At 69.7% G+C, this 14,262-nt stretch carries 11 protein-coding genes and 1 pseudogene; 5 read left to right on the top strand and 7 right to left on the bottom strand.

Annotation, left to right across the window (positions count from 1 at the left end; translation table 11 throughout):
* The first annotated feature begins 144 nt into the window (after window positions 1-144).
* The gene (locus B4N89_RS17125; RefSeq protein WP_078979417.1) at window positions 145-489 is read left to right on the top strand and encodes a cupin domain-containing protein; all 345 of its coding nucleotides are present in this window, start codon (window positions 145-147) and stop codon (window positions 487-489) included.
* 108 nt (window positions 490-597) lie between these two features.
* Here B4N89_RS17125 and B4N89_RS17120 read toward each other — a convergent pair whose 3' ends face one another.
* The 4 genes and pseudogenes from B4N89_RS17120 to B4N89_RS17105 form a co-directional block, all read right to left on the bottom strand.
* Window positions 598-1,521: a carbohydrate ABC transporter permease gene (locus B4N89_RS17120; RefSeq protein WP_078976693.1), complete on the bottom strand. Its 924-nt coding sequence runs from the start codon at window positions 1,519-1,521 to the stop codon at window positions 598-600.
* Window positions 1,518-2,432, bottom strand: coding sequence for a carbohydrate ABC transporter permease (locus tag B4N89_RS17115; protein ID WP_078976692.1), 915 nt, complete (start codon window positions 2,430-2,432; stop codon window positions 1,518-1,520). Before B4N89_RS17115 ends, B4N89_RS17120 begins: the two co-directional genes overlap by 4 nt.
* Window positions 2,433-2,477: 45 nt before the next feature.
* Window positions 2,478-3,800 carry an extracellular solute-binding protein gene (locus tag B4N89_RS17110; protein ID WP_078976691.1) on the bottom strand — a complete coding sequence of 441 codons (1,323 nt, stop codon included), beginning with the start codon at window positions 3,798-3,800 and terminating at the stop codon, window positions 2,478-2,480.
* A gap of 489 nt (window positions 3,801-4,289) precedes the next feature.
* Window positions 4,290-5,080 (bottom strand): annotated as a pseudogene (locus tag B4N89_RS17105) (DeoR/GlpR family DNA-binding transcription regulator).
* A gap of 235 nt (window positions 5,081-5,315) precedes the next feature.
* On the opposite strand from B4N89_RS17105, the gene B4N89_RS17100 reads away from it, so the two are divergent.
* On the top strand, window positions 5,316-6,281 hold the full coding sequence (locus B4N89_RS17100) for an ROK family protein (RefSeq protein ID WP_078976690.1): 966 nt from the start codon (window positions 5,316-5,318) through the stop codon (window positions 6,279-6,281).
* Window positions 6,278-7,420 (top strand): N-acetylglucosamine-6-phosphate deacetylase, encoded by a 1,143-nt coding sequence (gene nagA / locus B4N89_RS17095; RefSeq protein ID WP_078976689.1) that lies wholly within the window; start codon window positions 6,278-6,280, stop codon window positions 7,418-7,420. The genes B4N89_RS17100 and nagA overlap by 4 nt, the downstream gene beginning before the upstream one ends.
* 46 nt (window positions 7,421-7,466) lie before the next feature.
* Here the strand turns inward: nagA and B4N89_RS17090 are convergent, their stop codons facing one another.
* Complete coding sequence (locus tag B4N89_RS17090) at window positions 7,467-8,570, bottom strand: ADP-ribosylglycohydrolase family protein (RefSeq protein WP_078976688.1); 1,104 nt, start codon at window positions 8,568-8,570, stop codon at window positions 7,467-7,469.
* 150 nt (window positions 8,571-8,720) lie between these two features.
* Window positions 8,721-11,318, bottom strand: a complete 2,598-nt coding sequence (locus B4N89_RS17085) for a bifunctional FO biosynthesis protein CofGH (RefSeq protein WP_078976687.1) — start codon at window positions 11,316-11,318, stop codon at window positions 8,721-8,723.
* 264 nt (window positions 11,319-11,582) lie between these two features.
* Here B4N89_RS17085 and B4N89_RS17080 point away from each other — a divergent pair, with 264 nt between their 5' ends.
* Window positions 11,583-12,029: a hypothetical protein gene (locus B4N89_RS17080; protein WP_143657993.1), complete on the top strand. Its 447-nt coding sequence runs from the start codon at window positions 11,583-11,585 to the stop codon at window positions 12,027-12,029.
* Window positions 12,026-12,283 carry a hypothetical protein gene (locus B4N89_RS17075; RefSeq protein WP_078976685.1) on the top strand — a complete coding sequence of 86 codons (258 nt, stop codon included), beginning with the start codon at window positions 12,026-12,028 and terminating at the stop codon, window positions 12,281-12,283. The genes B4N89_RS17080 and B4N89_RS17075 overlap by 4 nt, the downstream gene beginning before the upstream one ends.
* 75 nt (window positions 12,284-12,358) lie before the next feature.
* On the opposite strand, the gene B4N89_RS17070 is transcribed toward B4N89_RS17075, so the two are convergent.
* Window positions 12,359-14,134 (bottom strand): N-acyl-D-amino-acid deacylase family protein, encoded by a 1,776-nt coding sequence (locus B4N89_RS17070; protein ID WP_268812514.1) that lies wholly within the window; start codon window positions 14,132-14,134, stop codon window positions 12,359-12,361.
* Window positions 14,135-14,262: the final 128 nt, after the last annotated feature.

The raw sequence follows: 14,262 nt of genomic DNA, 5'->3' as shown, positions 1-14,262 counted from the left end.
GCCTCGGGCGGGCCCGTCGACCCGCTCTCGGGCATTCTGCCCGCCGATACCGACGCAGGACCGCACCGGCGCGGGCATTCGCCGGAAAAGCCCACGAATCACCCGCGAGCGGCGGCCGTCCGGTTGGCCTATATGCTCCGCCGCATGTCTACCTTTGCCGTCCATATCCCCACCGCCGAGCTCGAAGCCGACCCGCTCGACCCGGCGCAGATCGTCTCCGGCACGCCCGAGGTCTCGGGCAAGGTCCTGTGGGAGTCCGAGGACGGCAGGCAGATCCGCGGCATCTGGCAGATCACCCCGGGCGTGGTGACCGACACCGAGGCCAACGAGCTGTTCGTGGTGGTCTCCGGCCGCGCCACGATCGAGATCCGCGGCGGCGCGACGATCGAGGTCGGTCCGGGCGACGCGTGCGTGCTCCAGGAGGGCGACGAGACGGTGTGGACCGTGCACGAGACGCTGCGCAAGGCGTACCACATCACCCTGCCGTAACCGCCCGCCCGGACACGCCGAAGCCCACAGGCCCCCGAGACCTGTGGGCTTCGCGTCGTCCAGGGCCGACCACGACCGCCCGAGACGTCCCGGACGGCCGCCCCCGACCTACTTCACCGACCCTGCCGTCAACCCCGATACGACGTGCTTCTCGATGTACGCGAACAGGATCACCACCGGCACGATCGCCACCACCGACCCGGCGAACAGGTACTGCCACTCGACCCGGTAGGCGCCGAGGAAGCTGTTGATCCCGACCGTCAACGGCTGCTTGTCGGGGGTGGTCACCAGGACCAGCGCGACGGTGAACTCGTTCCACGCCGCGATGAAGGTGAAGATGACCGCGGTGACGATGCCCGGCATCGCCAGCGGCAGCGTGACCCTACGCAGTGCCCCGAGACGGGAGGCACCGTCGATCATCGCGGCCTCTTCCAGCTCGACCGGGATCGCGCTGAAGTAGGCGGTCAGGATCCACACCGAGAAGGCCAGGTTGAACGCGCCGTTGACCAGCACGAGCGCCCAGTACGAGTCGAGCAGATCCAGGATGTAGAACTCGCGGTACAGGCCCACCAGGAGCGAGGTCGGCTGGAACATCTGGGTGACCAGTACCAGCATCAGGAACACGCCCCGGCCGCGGAACCGTTTGCGCGCGGTGTAGTAGGCCGCGGGCAGCGAGACCACGAGCACGAGCAGCGTCGACATGCCCGCGACCAGCAACGAGACCTTGAGGTTGTCGCCGAGCGTGGACTTGTCCCAGACGTCGACGAAGTTGGCCCACTCGAACTTCGACGGCACGTAGCCGTCGCTCGTCAGCTCGTCCTTCGGCCGCAGGGCGGTGATCGCCATCTCGATGTACGGCGCCACGAACACGATCGCGATCACCCACGCGAGCGCGCCGAACCACAGCTGCTTTTGGCTGTACTTCGAGCCCCCGAGTACGGGCTTCCCGCGCCTGGTCCCCTTGCCGCCGGCCACGCCGGCGGGCCCTTGCGGGGCGCCGGCGTCCGGCTCGGCGGTCACGACGGTGCTCATCGGTCGGTCTCCTTGTTCCCGCGGCTGACGACGAGGAAGAACGCGACCAGGATGATGATCATCGCGAAGTTGGCCACGGACATCGCCGCGCTCTCGCCGATGTCCGACGCCTTGAGCTGATACATGAACACCGTGGTCGTCGCGGTCTCGTAGCCCGGACCACCGTTGGTCATCGCCCAGATGATCGGGAACGAGTTGAACACGTTGATCAGGTTGATCACGACCGCGACCAGGATCGCGGGCTTGAGCAGCGGCAGGGTGATCGACAGGTAGGTGCGCCACGTGGACGCGCCGTCGATCCGGGCCGCCTCGTACACCTCACCGGGCACCGTCTGCAGCCCCGCGAGCAGGGTGTAGGTGGTGAACGGCAGCGAGACGAAGACGGCGACCGCCATCATCCACGGCATCGCGGTGGACGGCCTGCCCAGCCAGTCCTTGCCCGCGTCCATCAGGTGCAGGTCGACCATCAGCGTGTTGATCACGCCGTGGGTCTCGTGCAGCATCCACTTGAACACGACGGCGGTCATGAAGACCGACGCCGCCCACGGCACGATCATCGCCCAGCGGGCGAAGCGTCGGCCCGGGAAGTGCTGGTTGAACAGCTGGGCCAGGAACAGCGACAACACGAGCGTGACGGCGACCACCACCAGCACCCAGACCACGGTGTTCCACAACACGGCCACGAAGTCCGGTTCGTCGAACAGCTTGGTGTAGTTGTCGGTGCCGTTGGGTCCCACCACGATGCCGGTGCGGCGGATGCGCTGGAAGGAGCTCCAGACCATCACGACCACGGGCCACAGGACCACGAGACCGATCAGGAGGACGGCCGGGCCGATCCACGGCAGCGGGGCGAGCGCCTTCTTGACTCTGGTGCCCACGGAAGGCGCTCTGCGTACGGCGGTTTCGGCCACGGGGCCGTCCTCCTCGTTCGGTGCGCGGACTTGTCCGGTGGGGCGTCAGCTCTTTTGCTGGGCGACGGCCGATTCGGCTTCCTTCTGGAGCTGGTCGAGCACGTCCTTGGGGGACTTGCCGGAGACCGCGCTGCCGAGCTGCTCCTTGATCTTGGGCGAGAGCACGTCCCACGCGACGTCGTTGAGCGGGTAGAACTTCGCCTTCGGCAGCAGGTCGATGTACGGCTTGAGGCCGGCGTTGCTCGGGTTGGCCGTCATCTTGGCCATCACCGACTTGGTCACCGGCGGGAAGCTGTACTGCTCCTGGAACTTGATCTGCTGCTCGGTGCTGAACGCGTGGTCCACGAACGCCTTGATCTGGTCCTTGTGGCCGTTCTTCTTGAACGCCATCATCCAGTCGCAGACACCCAGCGTCTCGTTCAGCGGGCCGGTCTTGCCGGGGATGGCCGCCGTCGCGTACTTGAGGTTCGGGTAGTCCTTCTTCAGCGTGGCGATCATGGTGGGGTTGCTGTTCACCATGCCGACGCTGCCACCGTAGAAGTCGGTGTAGACGTCCTTGCGGTTCTTGGTGCCGGGGTTGGACTCGGTCAGACCCGTCTTGACCAGGTTGTCGTTGACCCAGTTCAGCGCCTCGACGTTGGCCGGGCTGTTGACCGTGTACTTGCCGTTGGTCTGGTAGCCGCCGCCGTTGCCGAGCGCCCAGTTCATGAACTCGCCCTGGGCCTCCTCCTTGCCGAGCGGCAGGCCGAAGGGGGTCGCCACGCCGGCGGACTTGAGCTTGGTCGCGGCGGCCTTGAGCTCGTCCCAGGTCTTCGGCGGCTCGGTGATGCCGGCCTTGGTGAACAGATCCGTGTTGTAGATCAATTGCCGGGTGCTGGAGGTGAAGGGAATGCCGTATTGCTTGCCCTTCACGGTCGCGGCCGGAGTGAAGGACTCGACGAAGTCGGCCTTGGTCTCGGGGGACATGATCTCGTCGACCGGGTAGAGCAGGTCGTCGACGACCTTGTCCGCGTAACCGCCGGTCTGCAGCAGGTCGGGCATCTCGTTGTTCTGGACCATGGTCGCGACCTGCTTGTCGATGTCATCCCAGTTGATGACCTGCAGGTTCACCTTGATCCCGGGGTACTTCGCGTTGAAGCTCGAAATCACCCCGTTCCAGTACTTCTGCATGCTGCCGTCGCCGCTGCCGTAGTCCGCCACGACCAGTTTGATCGTGCCGTCCTTCGGGGCGCCGGCGGCGCCGGGCGCGGAGGCGCCGGGGGTCGCCCCCTTGCTGTCGTCGCTGTCGTCGTCCGACCCACCACACGCTGACAGAAGCAGTGCGGCCGACAGTCCTGTCGCCGCCAATGCCATCTGGTGCCGCTTCATCGCAGAACCGCCTTCATGCCTTCGGGAAAACAGGACCGTTGGGCAGGGTTTCGTGGCGCAACCCCATGCGTACACATGCGCAAAACTGTTCGCAACACGGATTTTGAGAAAACTCTTGAGCAGCATCGAGCATTTTGCGGACTCGCCGTGTCGGCAGTCAACACCTCGCCGGAAGAAAGGTCTACACCAATCCTGCGATTGGTTGGAGAGGTCGCGGCAGTTTGCCGGGCAATTCGTTACCCGTGCGGGCGCGGACGCGCGGAACCGGCCCGGAGGACGCCTATTGGATCTTGAAGTGGTCCATCGACGCTTCTTCGAATGATCCATTCCGGTTGTGGGCGGATTTTGCGTTCCGCCGGCCGAAGAGTTGGTTGGAATAACGTTTCGGCAGCATTGACAGGCGACGATGCCCGAAGCTTCGGCCGGGGTTTTGGCGGGTCTCGGGCCGAACGACCCGAACGGACCCGAAGGACCCGAACGAACCGCGCGTCAGACGCGGACGACCCGCACGCCCGCGTCCACGAAGGCCGCGGTCGCCTCCTCGGGGCGGCGGTGTCGGTCACGAGCACGCCGACCCGGTCCAGCGGACAGATCCGGGCGAACGCGCGGCGGCCCAACTTGGACGAGTCGGCGGCGACCACGACCCGACCGGCGCCGGCGGCCATCAACTGGTTGATGCTCGCCTCGCCCTCGTGGTGCGCGCTCGCGCCGTGCTCGACGTCGATCGCGTCGACGCCCAGGATGGCCACGTCCAGCGCCACCTCGCGCAGGATCCCGGTGGCGAGCGGGCCGATCAGCTCGTACGACTGCGGGCGCGCCACGCCGCCGGTGAGCACGATCTTCACGTGCCTCCGCACGGCGAGTTCGCCCGCGATGTTGAGCGCGTTGGTGACGATGGTGAACGCCTGCGCGGACGAGTCGCCCTCGGTGTACAGATCGGCCCGGGCCACCAGCGCGCGGGCCACCTCGGTCATCGTGGTGCCGCCGTTGATCCCGACCGTCTCCCCCGGTTTGACCAGGGCCGCCACCGCCTGCGCGATGCGCTGCTTCTCGGACGCGTGTCGGGCGGTCTTGTAGCGCAGCGGCAGGTCGTAGGAGACCGCGTGCGCGACCGCGCCGCCCCGGGTGCGGGTCAACATCTGCTGCTGCGCGAGCTGGTCCAGGTCGCGGCGGATCGTGGCGGGCGAGACGTCCAGCTCCGAGGCCACGTCCTCGACCTCCAGCCGGCCGTGCTTGGCCAGCAATTCGAGGAGTGCACCCCACCGCTCGTAACGACTCACCCGCGACCTCCCGCCCGGTCCGACAGCCTGCCCGACCCGTGTCGGATCGTTGCGACCATCCTCCCCGGCCACCCGCGCGTGTCACGCGTGGGGGTTTCGGTGAGGTTGCGCTCACTCAACGATGCTGTTGCATGTTCATGTTTTCAACTGCTATCCAGTGAGCACAAACGCGCATTCTCGGATCCACCCGCCCTCGGGCCGACAATCTGCCCCATCTACCAGACTTGAGACGCCGATGCCGCACGTGAACATCACGCCGTCCGACCTGTCCGGCGCGGACTGCGTCGTCGCACTCGACGTCGGCGGCACCGACATCAAGGGCGGCGTCGTCGACGCGAACGGCGGCCTGGTCTACTCCGAGCGGCGTCCGACCGGACGCACCGACGGCCCCAACGCGGTGGTCGCGGGGATCGTCGACTTCGCCGAGGCGCTGCGCGATCGGGCGGTCGAACTCGGCGGGGTGCCGCGCGCGGCGGGTGTGGTGGTGCCGGGCATCGTGGACGACGCGGCGGGCGTGGCGGTGTGGTCGGCCAGCATCCAGTGGCGCGAGGTGCCGCTGCGCTCGCTGGTCGCCGACCGGCTGGGGCTGCCGGCGGCTTTGAGCCACGACGTGCGTACCGGCGCGCTCGCCGAGGGCCGGTTGGGCGCGGGGCGCGACTGCGACAACTTCCTGTTCGTGGCGATCGGCACCGGGCTCGCCTCGGTGCTGGTGCTGAACGGTCGCCCCTACCCGGGCGCGCACGGGCAGGCCGGCGAAATCGGGCACATCACGGTGCGCCCCGGCGGGGGTAAATGTACGTGTGGGGCGGTCGGTTGTCTGGAGGCGCACTTCTCCGGACCCGCGATCGCGCACGCCTTTGCCGAGGCCGCGCCGGGCGACGACCCGCCGCTGAGCGCGGCCCAGGTGGTCGCCCGGGTCGCCGCGGGCGATCGGGTCGCGGCCGCGGTGTGGGGTCAGGGGTTGTCCGCGTTCGCGGACGGTCTGCTCACCGGACTCGCCCTGTACGACCCGAAGTTGCTGGTCATCGGCGGCGGACTCTCGCTTGCCGGGGAGCAGTTGTTCAACCCATTGCGGACGCTGCTCGCCGAGCGCGCCGTGGTCCAACACGTGCCGCCGCTGGTCACCGCGGCACTCGGAGACGAGGCCGGTTGCCGAGGCGCCGGACTGATCGCGTGGGACACCTTGGAGGTGCGCGGGTGACGGTGCTCGGCAATGCGCGCGTGGTGCTGCCCTCCGGGGTGGTCGACGGCGCCTCGGTGCACGTGGTGGGTGAACGGATCGGCTTCGCCGGCCCCGGTCGGCCGAACGGCTCGGAGCCGGTGGTCGATGTCGCGGGCGGCTGGATCGTCCCCGGTTTCGTGGACATGCACGTGCACGGCGGCGGAGGTGGTTCGTACACCTCCGGCGATCCCGACGAGGCGCTGCGGGTGGCCGAATTCCATCGCTCGCACGGGACCACGACCACGGTCGCCAGCCTGGTCACCGCGTCCCCGGCGGACCTGCTGCGGATCGTGACCACACTCTCCCCGCTCGTGCACGACGGCCTGCTGGCGGGGCTGCACCTGGAGGGGCCCTATCTGAGCGCGGCCCGCTGCGGCGCGCACGACCCGACCCAGCTGCGCGCGCCGGACCGGGACGAGGTCGGCACGCTGCTCAAGGCGGCGAACGGCGCGATCCGCATGGTCACCCTGGCCCCGGAGCTGCCGGGCGGGGTCGAACTGGTGCGCCGGCTCGCCGACGAGGGCGTGATCGCCGCGGTCGGGCACACCGACGGCACGCACCGGGAGACCCACGCGGCGCTGGCCGCGGGCGCGAGCGTGGCCACCCACCTGTTCAACGCGATGCGCAGCGTGCACCACCGCGAGCCGGGGCCGGTCACCGCGCTGCTCCAGGACAGCGACGCGGTGGTGGAGTTGATCAACGACGGCGTGCACCTGCACCCGAGCGTGGTCAACCTGGCGTACGCGAGCGCGGGCCCGGACCGGGTCGCCTTCATCACCGACGCGATGGGCGCGGCGGGCATGCCGGACGGCGTCTACCCGCTGGGCGTGATGACCGTGGACGTGGTGGACGGGGTGGCCCGGCTGGCCGGCGGCGACTCGATCGCGGGCAGCACGCTGACCCTGGACGGGGCGCTGCGCAACGGCGTCGCGGGCGGCCTGCCGATCGCCGACGTGGTGCGCTCGCTCTCGGCCACGCCCGCGCGGGCGCTCGGCCTGGCCGACCGGATCGGCACGCTGGAGCCGGGCAAGCAGGCCGACCTGGTGGTCCTGGACGACGCGCTTCGGGTGCGCGCGGTGATGGTCGCGGGCGCGTGGGTGGACGAGCGCCGACCCTGATCGGAGCGATCCGGCCGCCTCGGGCAGTGTCCGGGGCGGCCGGCGCTCAGGTCGGCGGGTAGCGCCGGGTCCAGCAGGTCTCCCCCGCCTCGGGGCCGTGCAGCGTGGTGCCCTGGGTCATCTCCATCGCGAAGTCGTCGGCCAGTTGCAGGATCGCACCGCGGCCCTCGAGTTCGGCGACCAGGTCGGCGGGCAGCACGGTGTCGCCGTGCATGGCGCCGAGCAGGTTGCCGCAGATCGACCCGGTCGAGTCGCTGTCCCCGCCGTGGTTGACCGCGAGCAGCAGTCCGGTGCGCATGTCGGGGGCCACCAGGGCGCAGTACAGCCCGATCGACAGCGCCTCCTCGGCGGTCCAGCCCTGGCCCAGCGCCTCGACCCGCTCCGCCGAGGGCACCCCGGCGCGCACCGCGGCCGACGCCGCCTCGATCGCGTGCGCGGTCTCTGCGTGCTCCGGACGGGACTTCACCAGCTCCAGGGCGATCCGTACGCCCTCCTCCAACGGCGCGCCCTGCATGACCGCGTGCACGATCACCGCGAACGCGCCCGCCGCGAGGTAGCCGGTGGGGTGTCCGTGGGTCAACACCGCGCATTCCACCGCGAGTTGGAAGACCAGCTCGGGCCGCCAGCCGACCAGCAGGCCGAACGGCGCGGAGCGCATGACCGCGCCGCACCCCTTGGAGTCGGGGTTCTTGGGCCGCTCCAGCGTGCCCATCACGCTCTCGTCCTCCAGCCCGCGCAGGCACGCGGATCCGGGCGCGCGCGAGCTGTACAGCCACTCCTCGCGAACCAGCCAGCCCTCGTCCTTGCGCTCGTCGGGGCCCCATTCGCTCTGGGTGGCCTTCCAGCGCAGGTAGGCGCCGTGCAGGTCGGTCGGCGGATGCCAGGCCCCGGTGTCCCGGCGCACGTGCGCGCGGATCAGCCCCTCCACCGTGAACAGGGTCATCTGCGTGTCGTCGGTGATCGCGCCGTGTCGGTGGTACGCCGTCACGTAGCCGGTGACCCCGTCGGATCCGTGCTGTTCGCGGATCTCCGCAAGGCTCAGGAACTCGATCCCGGCACCGAGCGCGTCCCCGATCGCGCCGCCGACGAGACAGCCCCGTACCCGTGCCCGAAAGTCCTGCAAACGGTCCCTGGACCACAGTGCGGCCATGTGTGTTCTCCCTCCCCCGAAGCCCCACCGCAGCGTACCGGCGCGGGATCGCCGGGGTGTCGCACACGCATCCGAGAGCACCGCGGAAAGCGGCGCGGGCCGGAGGCGAACGGGTCGCCCTCCGGCCCGCGCGGGCGCGTGTGCCGTCGCTCAGTTGGTCAGGATCGGCAGCATGATCCGGTCGACGTCCTCGTCGTGGCGCCGGGCGATCGCCTGCCGCTCGGCGTCCACCTCGCCGTAGGTGGTGGTGCGCTGGCGGGCGCGGCGGCCGAGCGAGGCGGCCATCGCCTCCAGTTCGGCGATCGACTTCTTCGAGCCGTTGTCGGCGCCGGCCATCCGGGAGATGGTCTCCTCCATGAGCGTGCCGCCCATGTCGTTGGCGCCGCCCTGGAGCATCAGGTTGGTGCCCTCGACGCCGAGCTTGACCCAGCTGGTCTGGATGTTGTCGATCTTGCCGTGCAGCAGGATGCGGGCCATCGCGTGTACGGCCCGGTTGTCCCGCAGGGTCGGGCCGGGGCGGGCGATGCCGGCCAGGTACACCGGGGCGTTGGTGTGTACGAAGGGCAGGGTGACGAACTCGGTGAAGCCGCCGGTCTCGTCCTGGATCCGGCCGAGCAGGCGCAGGTGGCCGAGCCAGTGCGCGGGGGTGTCCACGTGGCCGTACATCATCGTCGAGGAACTGCGGATGCCCAGCTCGTGCGCCGTCTTGACCACCTCGACCCAGGTCGCGGCGGGCAGCTTGCCCTTGGTCAGGATCCAGCGCACGTCGTCGTCCAGGATCTCGGCGGCGGTGCCGGGGATGGTGTCCAGGCCCGCCTCCTTGGCGGCGGTCAGCCAGTCGCGGATGGACATCCCGGTGCGGGTCGCGCCGTTGACCACCTCCATCGGCGAGAAGGCGTGCACGTGCATCCCCGGGACCCGCTTCTTGACCTCGCGGGCGATGTCGAAGTAGGCGGTTCCGGGCAGGTCGGGGTGGATGCCGCCCTGCATGCAGACCTCGGTCGCGCCGACCGCCCACGCCTGTTCGGCCCGCTCGCCCACCTGGTCCAGGGAGAGGGTGTACGCGTCGGCGTCGGTGCGGCGCTGGGCGAACGCGCAGAACCGGCAGCCGGTGTAGCAGACGTTGGTGAAGTTGATGTTGCGGTTGACGATGTAGGTGATCTCGTCGCCGTTCACCTCGCGACGCAAGTCGTCGGCGATCCGGGCGAGTTCGTCCATGGCAGGGCCGTCGCAGTGGAACAGCGCGAGGGCTTGGTCGTCGGTCAGCCGGGTCGGGTCGGCGGCGGCTTGGGCCAGTGCCTCGCGCACCTCCGAGTCGAGCCGGACCACCGATCCGGCGGGGCCGGCGGCGACCTGCTCGCGCAGCGCGTCCCAGTCGCCGTAGACGTTGTCGAAGTCGTCGCGCCGGTCGGTGGTGCGGCCGGTGGTGTCGATCGTCACGTGCAGGTCGGTGCGGCCGGACGCGGCGGCGAAGATGTCCTCGGGTTCCTGCCAGGGCAGGCCCTCGGGGTTGCGGCCCTCGATCGCGAGACCGGTCTCCGGGTCGGACAGCGCGCGTACGTGCGGCAACACCCGGGGGTCCACCCACGGTTCGCCGCGCAGGATCACCTCGGGGTACACGTTCAGCCGCTCGTGCAGCGTGAAGCCCGCCTCGGCGGTGCGCGCCGCCAGGAACTCGATCTGTGGCCAGGCGAGTTCGGGATTGACGTGGTCGGGCGTGAGCGGCGAGACCCCGCCCCAGTCGTCGATCCCGGCCCCGATCATCAGCGCGTACTCGTCGCCGATCAGGTTCGGCGGCGCCTGGATGCGCATCTTCGGCCCGAGCACGATCCGCGAGACGGCGATCGCGGCGGCCAATTCGACCAGGTCGGCGTCGGGGGTGCCGCGCATCGCCGTGTCCGGCTTGGCGCGGAAGTTCTGCACGATGACTTCCTGAATCGAGCCGTACTGCCGGGCGATCCCGCGCATCGCGAAGATCGACTCGGCCCGCTCGGTCATCGTCTCGCCGATGCCGATCAGCAGACCCGTGGTGAACGGCACGTTGGAGCGCCCGGCGTCCTCCAGCACCCGCAGCCGCACCGCCGGTTCCTTGTCGGGCGAGCCGTAGTGCGGACCGCCGGGCTCGGACCACAGCCGGGTCGCGGTGGTCTCCAGCATCATCCCCATCGACGCGCTGACCGGCTTGAGCCGTTGGAAGTCGGTCCAGGAGAGCACCCCGGGGTTCAGGTGCGGCAGCAGGCCGGTCTCCTCCAGGACCCGGATCGACATCGCCCGCACATAGGCGAGCGTGTCGTCGTATCCGTGCGCGTCCAGCCACTCGCGGGCCTCGGGCCAGCGGTCCTCGGGCCGGTCGCCGAGGGTGAACAGGGCTTCCTTGCAGCCGAGCGCGGCGCCGTCGCGAGCGATCTCGAGCACCTCGTCGGGGCTGAGGAACATCCCGTGGCCCTCGCGCCGGAGCTTGCCCGGGACGGTGACGAAGGTGCAGTAGTTGCAGCGGTCCCGACACAGCCGGGTGAGCGGGATGAACACCTTGCGGCTGTAGGTGATCACGCCGGTGCGGCCGACCGCCTCCAGGCCGGCGTCCCGCACGCGCGCGGCCGAGGCGCACAGGTCGTCGAGATCGGCGTCGCGGGCGTGCAGGAGCACGGCCGCCTCGGAGACGTCGAGCATGACCCCGTCGCGGGCGCGCCGCAGCGCGCGCCGCATCGAACTCTCGGTGGGACGTCCCTCGTTGGGAGTCGGGGTCATGCGACACCTCGCTGTCGTCGCTACTGCTCGGGTTGGATCGGCGGGCGAGATCTGCTCCGCCCCACCGAGACACGGGAGCCGACCCGACGTCGCCCCCGAAAGAACCAAGCGTAGGCGGCCCCGATCCATGCCCATCCCGACTCGTGTCGCACGTCACGTGGGTCGTCCCGAGCCCGGCGCAGGTCCGTTCGGGTGACCTCGGGACCGCTAGATCGTTGAACCGTTCGAAGCGGCCGGCGAACGAGCGCCTGCGGGAGGGTGAGGATGTCCGAGACCGTGATCGACATCGATAGGGCCGACTACAGTGAATGGCGGGCCGGGTTCGCCCGTGTCATGCCGATCGGAAGGGAGCCTGCGATGCCGACCGCCGAGTCCGAATACGGCACACCGGTCATGCCCCGCCCAGAGCGCACCATTGAGGGGCTACGTCGCGCGGTCGCGCTGCTGGCCCCACACTGGCTCCCGGAGATGGACCGCTCCCAACGCGAGGCCACCGCGACCGCGCTGAAGATCAACCGCCTGGACCCCCTGCGGGCATGGCTCCGCCACTGGGCCGCGGTCGTCGAGATCGAGCGCCACCCCGATCTCGCGTTCCGTTACCACCGCGCCGAGCAGGTCGACACCATCAGTGACGACGCCGAGATCCGTGCCCGAGGTGTTCGGGTCGCCGAGGAACTGATGCGCGCCGCATACGCCGCAGTCGAGACATGAGCTGGAGCTGGGAATACCACCCCGACGAACAAAGCGTCGTCGGCGGAGCTCCCGAAGCATTCATCGCCCAGGTCGAAACCAGAGCCGAGGAGATCGTCAGAGCCGCCGAGGCGCTCTACCTCGACGGCGCGACCTACCAGGGACCGAATCCCCCGATGGGCACCGCGTACCCCGAGAGTGGCATGTTCCGCTATCTGATCGTCGTGCGTAGCGAAAGCGTCCTGGTGCTCCAGGTGACCTACCTACCCGCCTGACCACCATGCTCGCCGTCCGGCCGTAAAGCGGCGGCGTACGGGAGGACCCCCGTACGCCGCCGGGTCTCGGGGCGGTCAGACCGAAACCGTGCGCGTGTCCTTGCCGCTGCGCAGCAGGGTGCCGTTGGCGGCGCCGGTGGTTTGGCCGTCGCGGATGGTTTCCACACCGTTGACGCGGACGCTGACCACGCCGGTGGACTCGCTCGTCAGGCGCGGGCTGTCGCCGGGCAGGTCGTGCATCAGGCGGGCCGGGCCGGAGCCGACCGTGGCCGGGTCGAACAGGACCAGGTCGGCGTGGAAACCCTCGGCGATTCGGCCGCGGTCCTTGAGGCCGAAGAGTTCGGCGGGCTCGGTGGTGAGCATCTGCACCGCGCGCTCCAACGACACCAGCTTGCGCCCGCGCAGCATGTCGCCGAGGAAGCGGGTGGTGTAGGTCGCGCCGCACATGCGGTCCAGGTGCGCGCCGGCGTCCGAGCCGCCCAGGATCACGTGCTCGTTGTCCCACACCTGCTGCCGCAGGTCCCACGACGCCTGGTCGTTGTCGGTGGGCATCGGCCACAACACCGTGCGCAGGTCGTCGTTGATGCAGATCTCGATCAGCGTCCAGAAGTCGTCCTGGCCGCGCTCCTTGGCGATGTCGGCGACCACCCGCCCCGACAGGCCCTCGTTCGCCTCGGAGTAGGTGTCGCCGATCACGTAGCGGCCGAAGTCGGCCAGTCGGCGAAAGACGCCCGCCTCGGGGCTGTCCGCGTTGCGCAACATCTGTGCGCGCACGTCGGCGTCGCGCAGCTTGGCGATCCGCTCGGGCACCGGCAGGGACAGGATCGGGCCCCAGCCCGGGATCAGGTTCAGCGCGCAGTAGGTCAGGAACGACATGTTCATCGGGACCAGGACCGGCATGGTCAGGATCACGATCCGCCCGCCCGCCTCCTTGGCCTTCTCCGACGCGTGGATCTGCCGGGGCGCGCGGTCGGGCGCGGCCGAGTCGACGGTGAGCACGTTCCAGTTCATCGGGCGGCCGGCCGTGGTGGTCATCTTGACCAGCAGGTCGATCTCGTCGTCGGAGAACTTGTCCAGACAGCCGGTCACGATGACTTCGAGCTGGGTGCCCTCGTGCTTGCCGACCTCCTCGCACAGCGCCAGGATCTCGGCGGGCGTGGCATGCCGCGAGGGCACCGGGTTGCCGTCGCCGTCGGTGTGGTTGGACTGGCCGGTGGAGAAGCCGAGCGCGCCGGCCTCCATCGCCTTGCCCAGTTCCGCCACCATCGCCGCGACCTGCTCGGGCGTGGCCTCCTTGCCGACCGAGTCGGCGCCCATCACGTAGCGGCGGATCGCACAGTGGCCGGCCATGAAGCCCGCGTTCACCGCGATCCGGCCCTCCAGCTTGTCCAGGTACTGGGCGAAGGTCTCCCAGCTCCAGTCCACGCCGTTCTCCAGCGCGGGCAGCGCCATGCCCTCGACCTTGGCCATCATCCGGCGCGTGTAGTCGGCGTCCTCGGCCTTGAGCGGCGCGAGGGTGAAGCCGCAGTTGCCGCCGATGATCGTGGTCACGCCGTGGTTGACCGAGGGGGTGGCGTACGGGTCCCAGTGCAGCTGGGCGTCGTAGTGGGTGTGCGGGTCGACGAAGCCGGGAGCCAGGACCAGGCCCTCGGCGTTCTCGGTGCTCGCGGCTTCCTCGGTGATGCCGCCGGCGGGGGTGACCGCGACGATGCGGCCGTCCCTGATGCCCACGTCACCCAGGAAGGACGGCGCGCCCGTCCCGTCGACGACGGTGGCTCCGGTGATGACGTGGTCCAGCATGGCGAAGCTCCTCTGCCCTCGGTGTCGCTGCCCTCGGTGTTGCCTGCGCACGCGGCCGGCGCACGCCGTCCGCACGCGTGGTCCGGCCGCTCCACGAAGCTGATGGTACGTCAGATATCGGGGGTCGCCAGGGGTCCGCACGGGATGAGACGGGGCTCACCCGAGATATGCTCCAGAGG

The organism is Embleya scabrispora (assembly GCF_002024165.1).
Lineage (GTDB): Bacteria > Actinomycetota > Actinomycetes > Streptomycetales > Streptomycetaceae > Embleya > Embleya scabrispora_A.
This window is presented reverse-complemented; position numbering and strand designations above follow the sequence as displayed.

Bases quoted from the DNA above. Each gene is read 5' to 3' on its own strand.
- B4N89_RS17125 (WP_078979417.1), top strand. From the start codon at position 145: ATGTCTACCTTTGCCGTCCATATCCCCACCGCCGAGCTCGAAGCCGAC.
- B4N89_RS17120 (WP_078976693.1), bottom strand. From the start codon at position 1,521: ATGAGCACCGTCGTGACCGCCGAGCCGGACGCCGGCGCCCCGCAAGGG.
- B4N89_RS17110 (WP_078976691.1), bottom strand. From the start codon at position 3,800: ATGAAGCGGCACCAGATGGCATTGGCGGCGACAGGACTGTCGGCCGCA.
- B4N89_RS17100 (WP_078976690.1), top strand. From the start codon at position 5,316: ATGCCGCACGTGAACATCACGCCGTCCGACCTGTCCGGCGCGGACTGC.
- B4N89_RS17090 (WP_078976688.1), bottom strand. From the start codon at position 8,570: ATGGCCGCACTGTGGTCCAGGGACCGTTTGCAGGACTTTCGGGCACGG.
- B4N89_RS17085 (WP_078976687.1), bottom strand. From the start codon at position 11,318: ATGACCCCGACTCCCAACGAGGGACGTCCCACCGAGAGTTCGATGCGG.
- B4N89_RS17080 (WP_143657993.1), top strand. From the start codon at position 11,583: ATGTCCGAGACCGTGATCGACATCGATAGGGCCGACTACAGTGAATGG.
- B4N89_RS17075 (WP_078976685.1), top strand. From the start codon at position 12,026: ATGAGCTGGAGCTGGGAATACCACCCCGACGAACAAAGCGTCGTCGGC.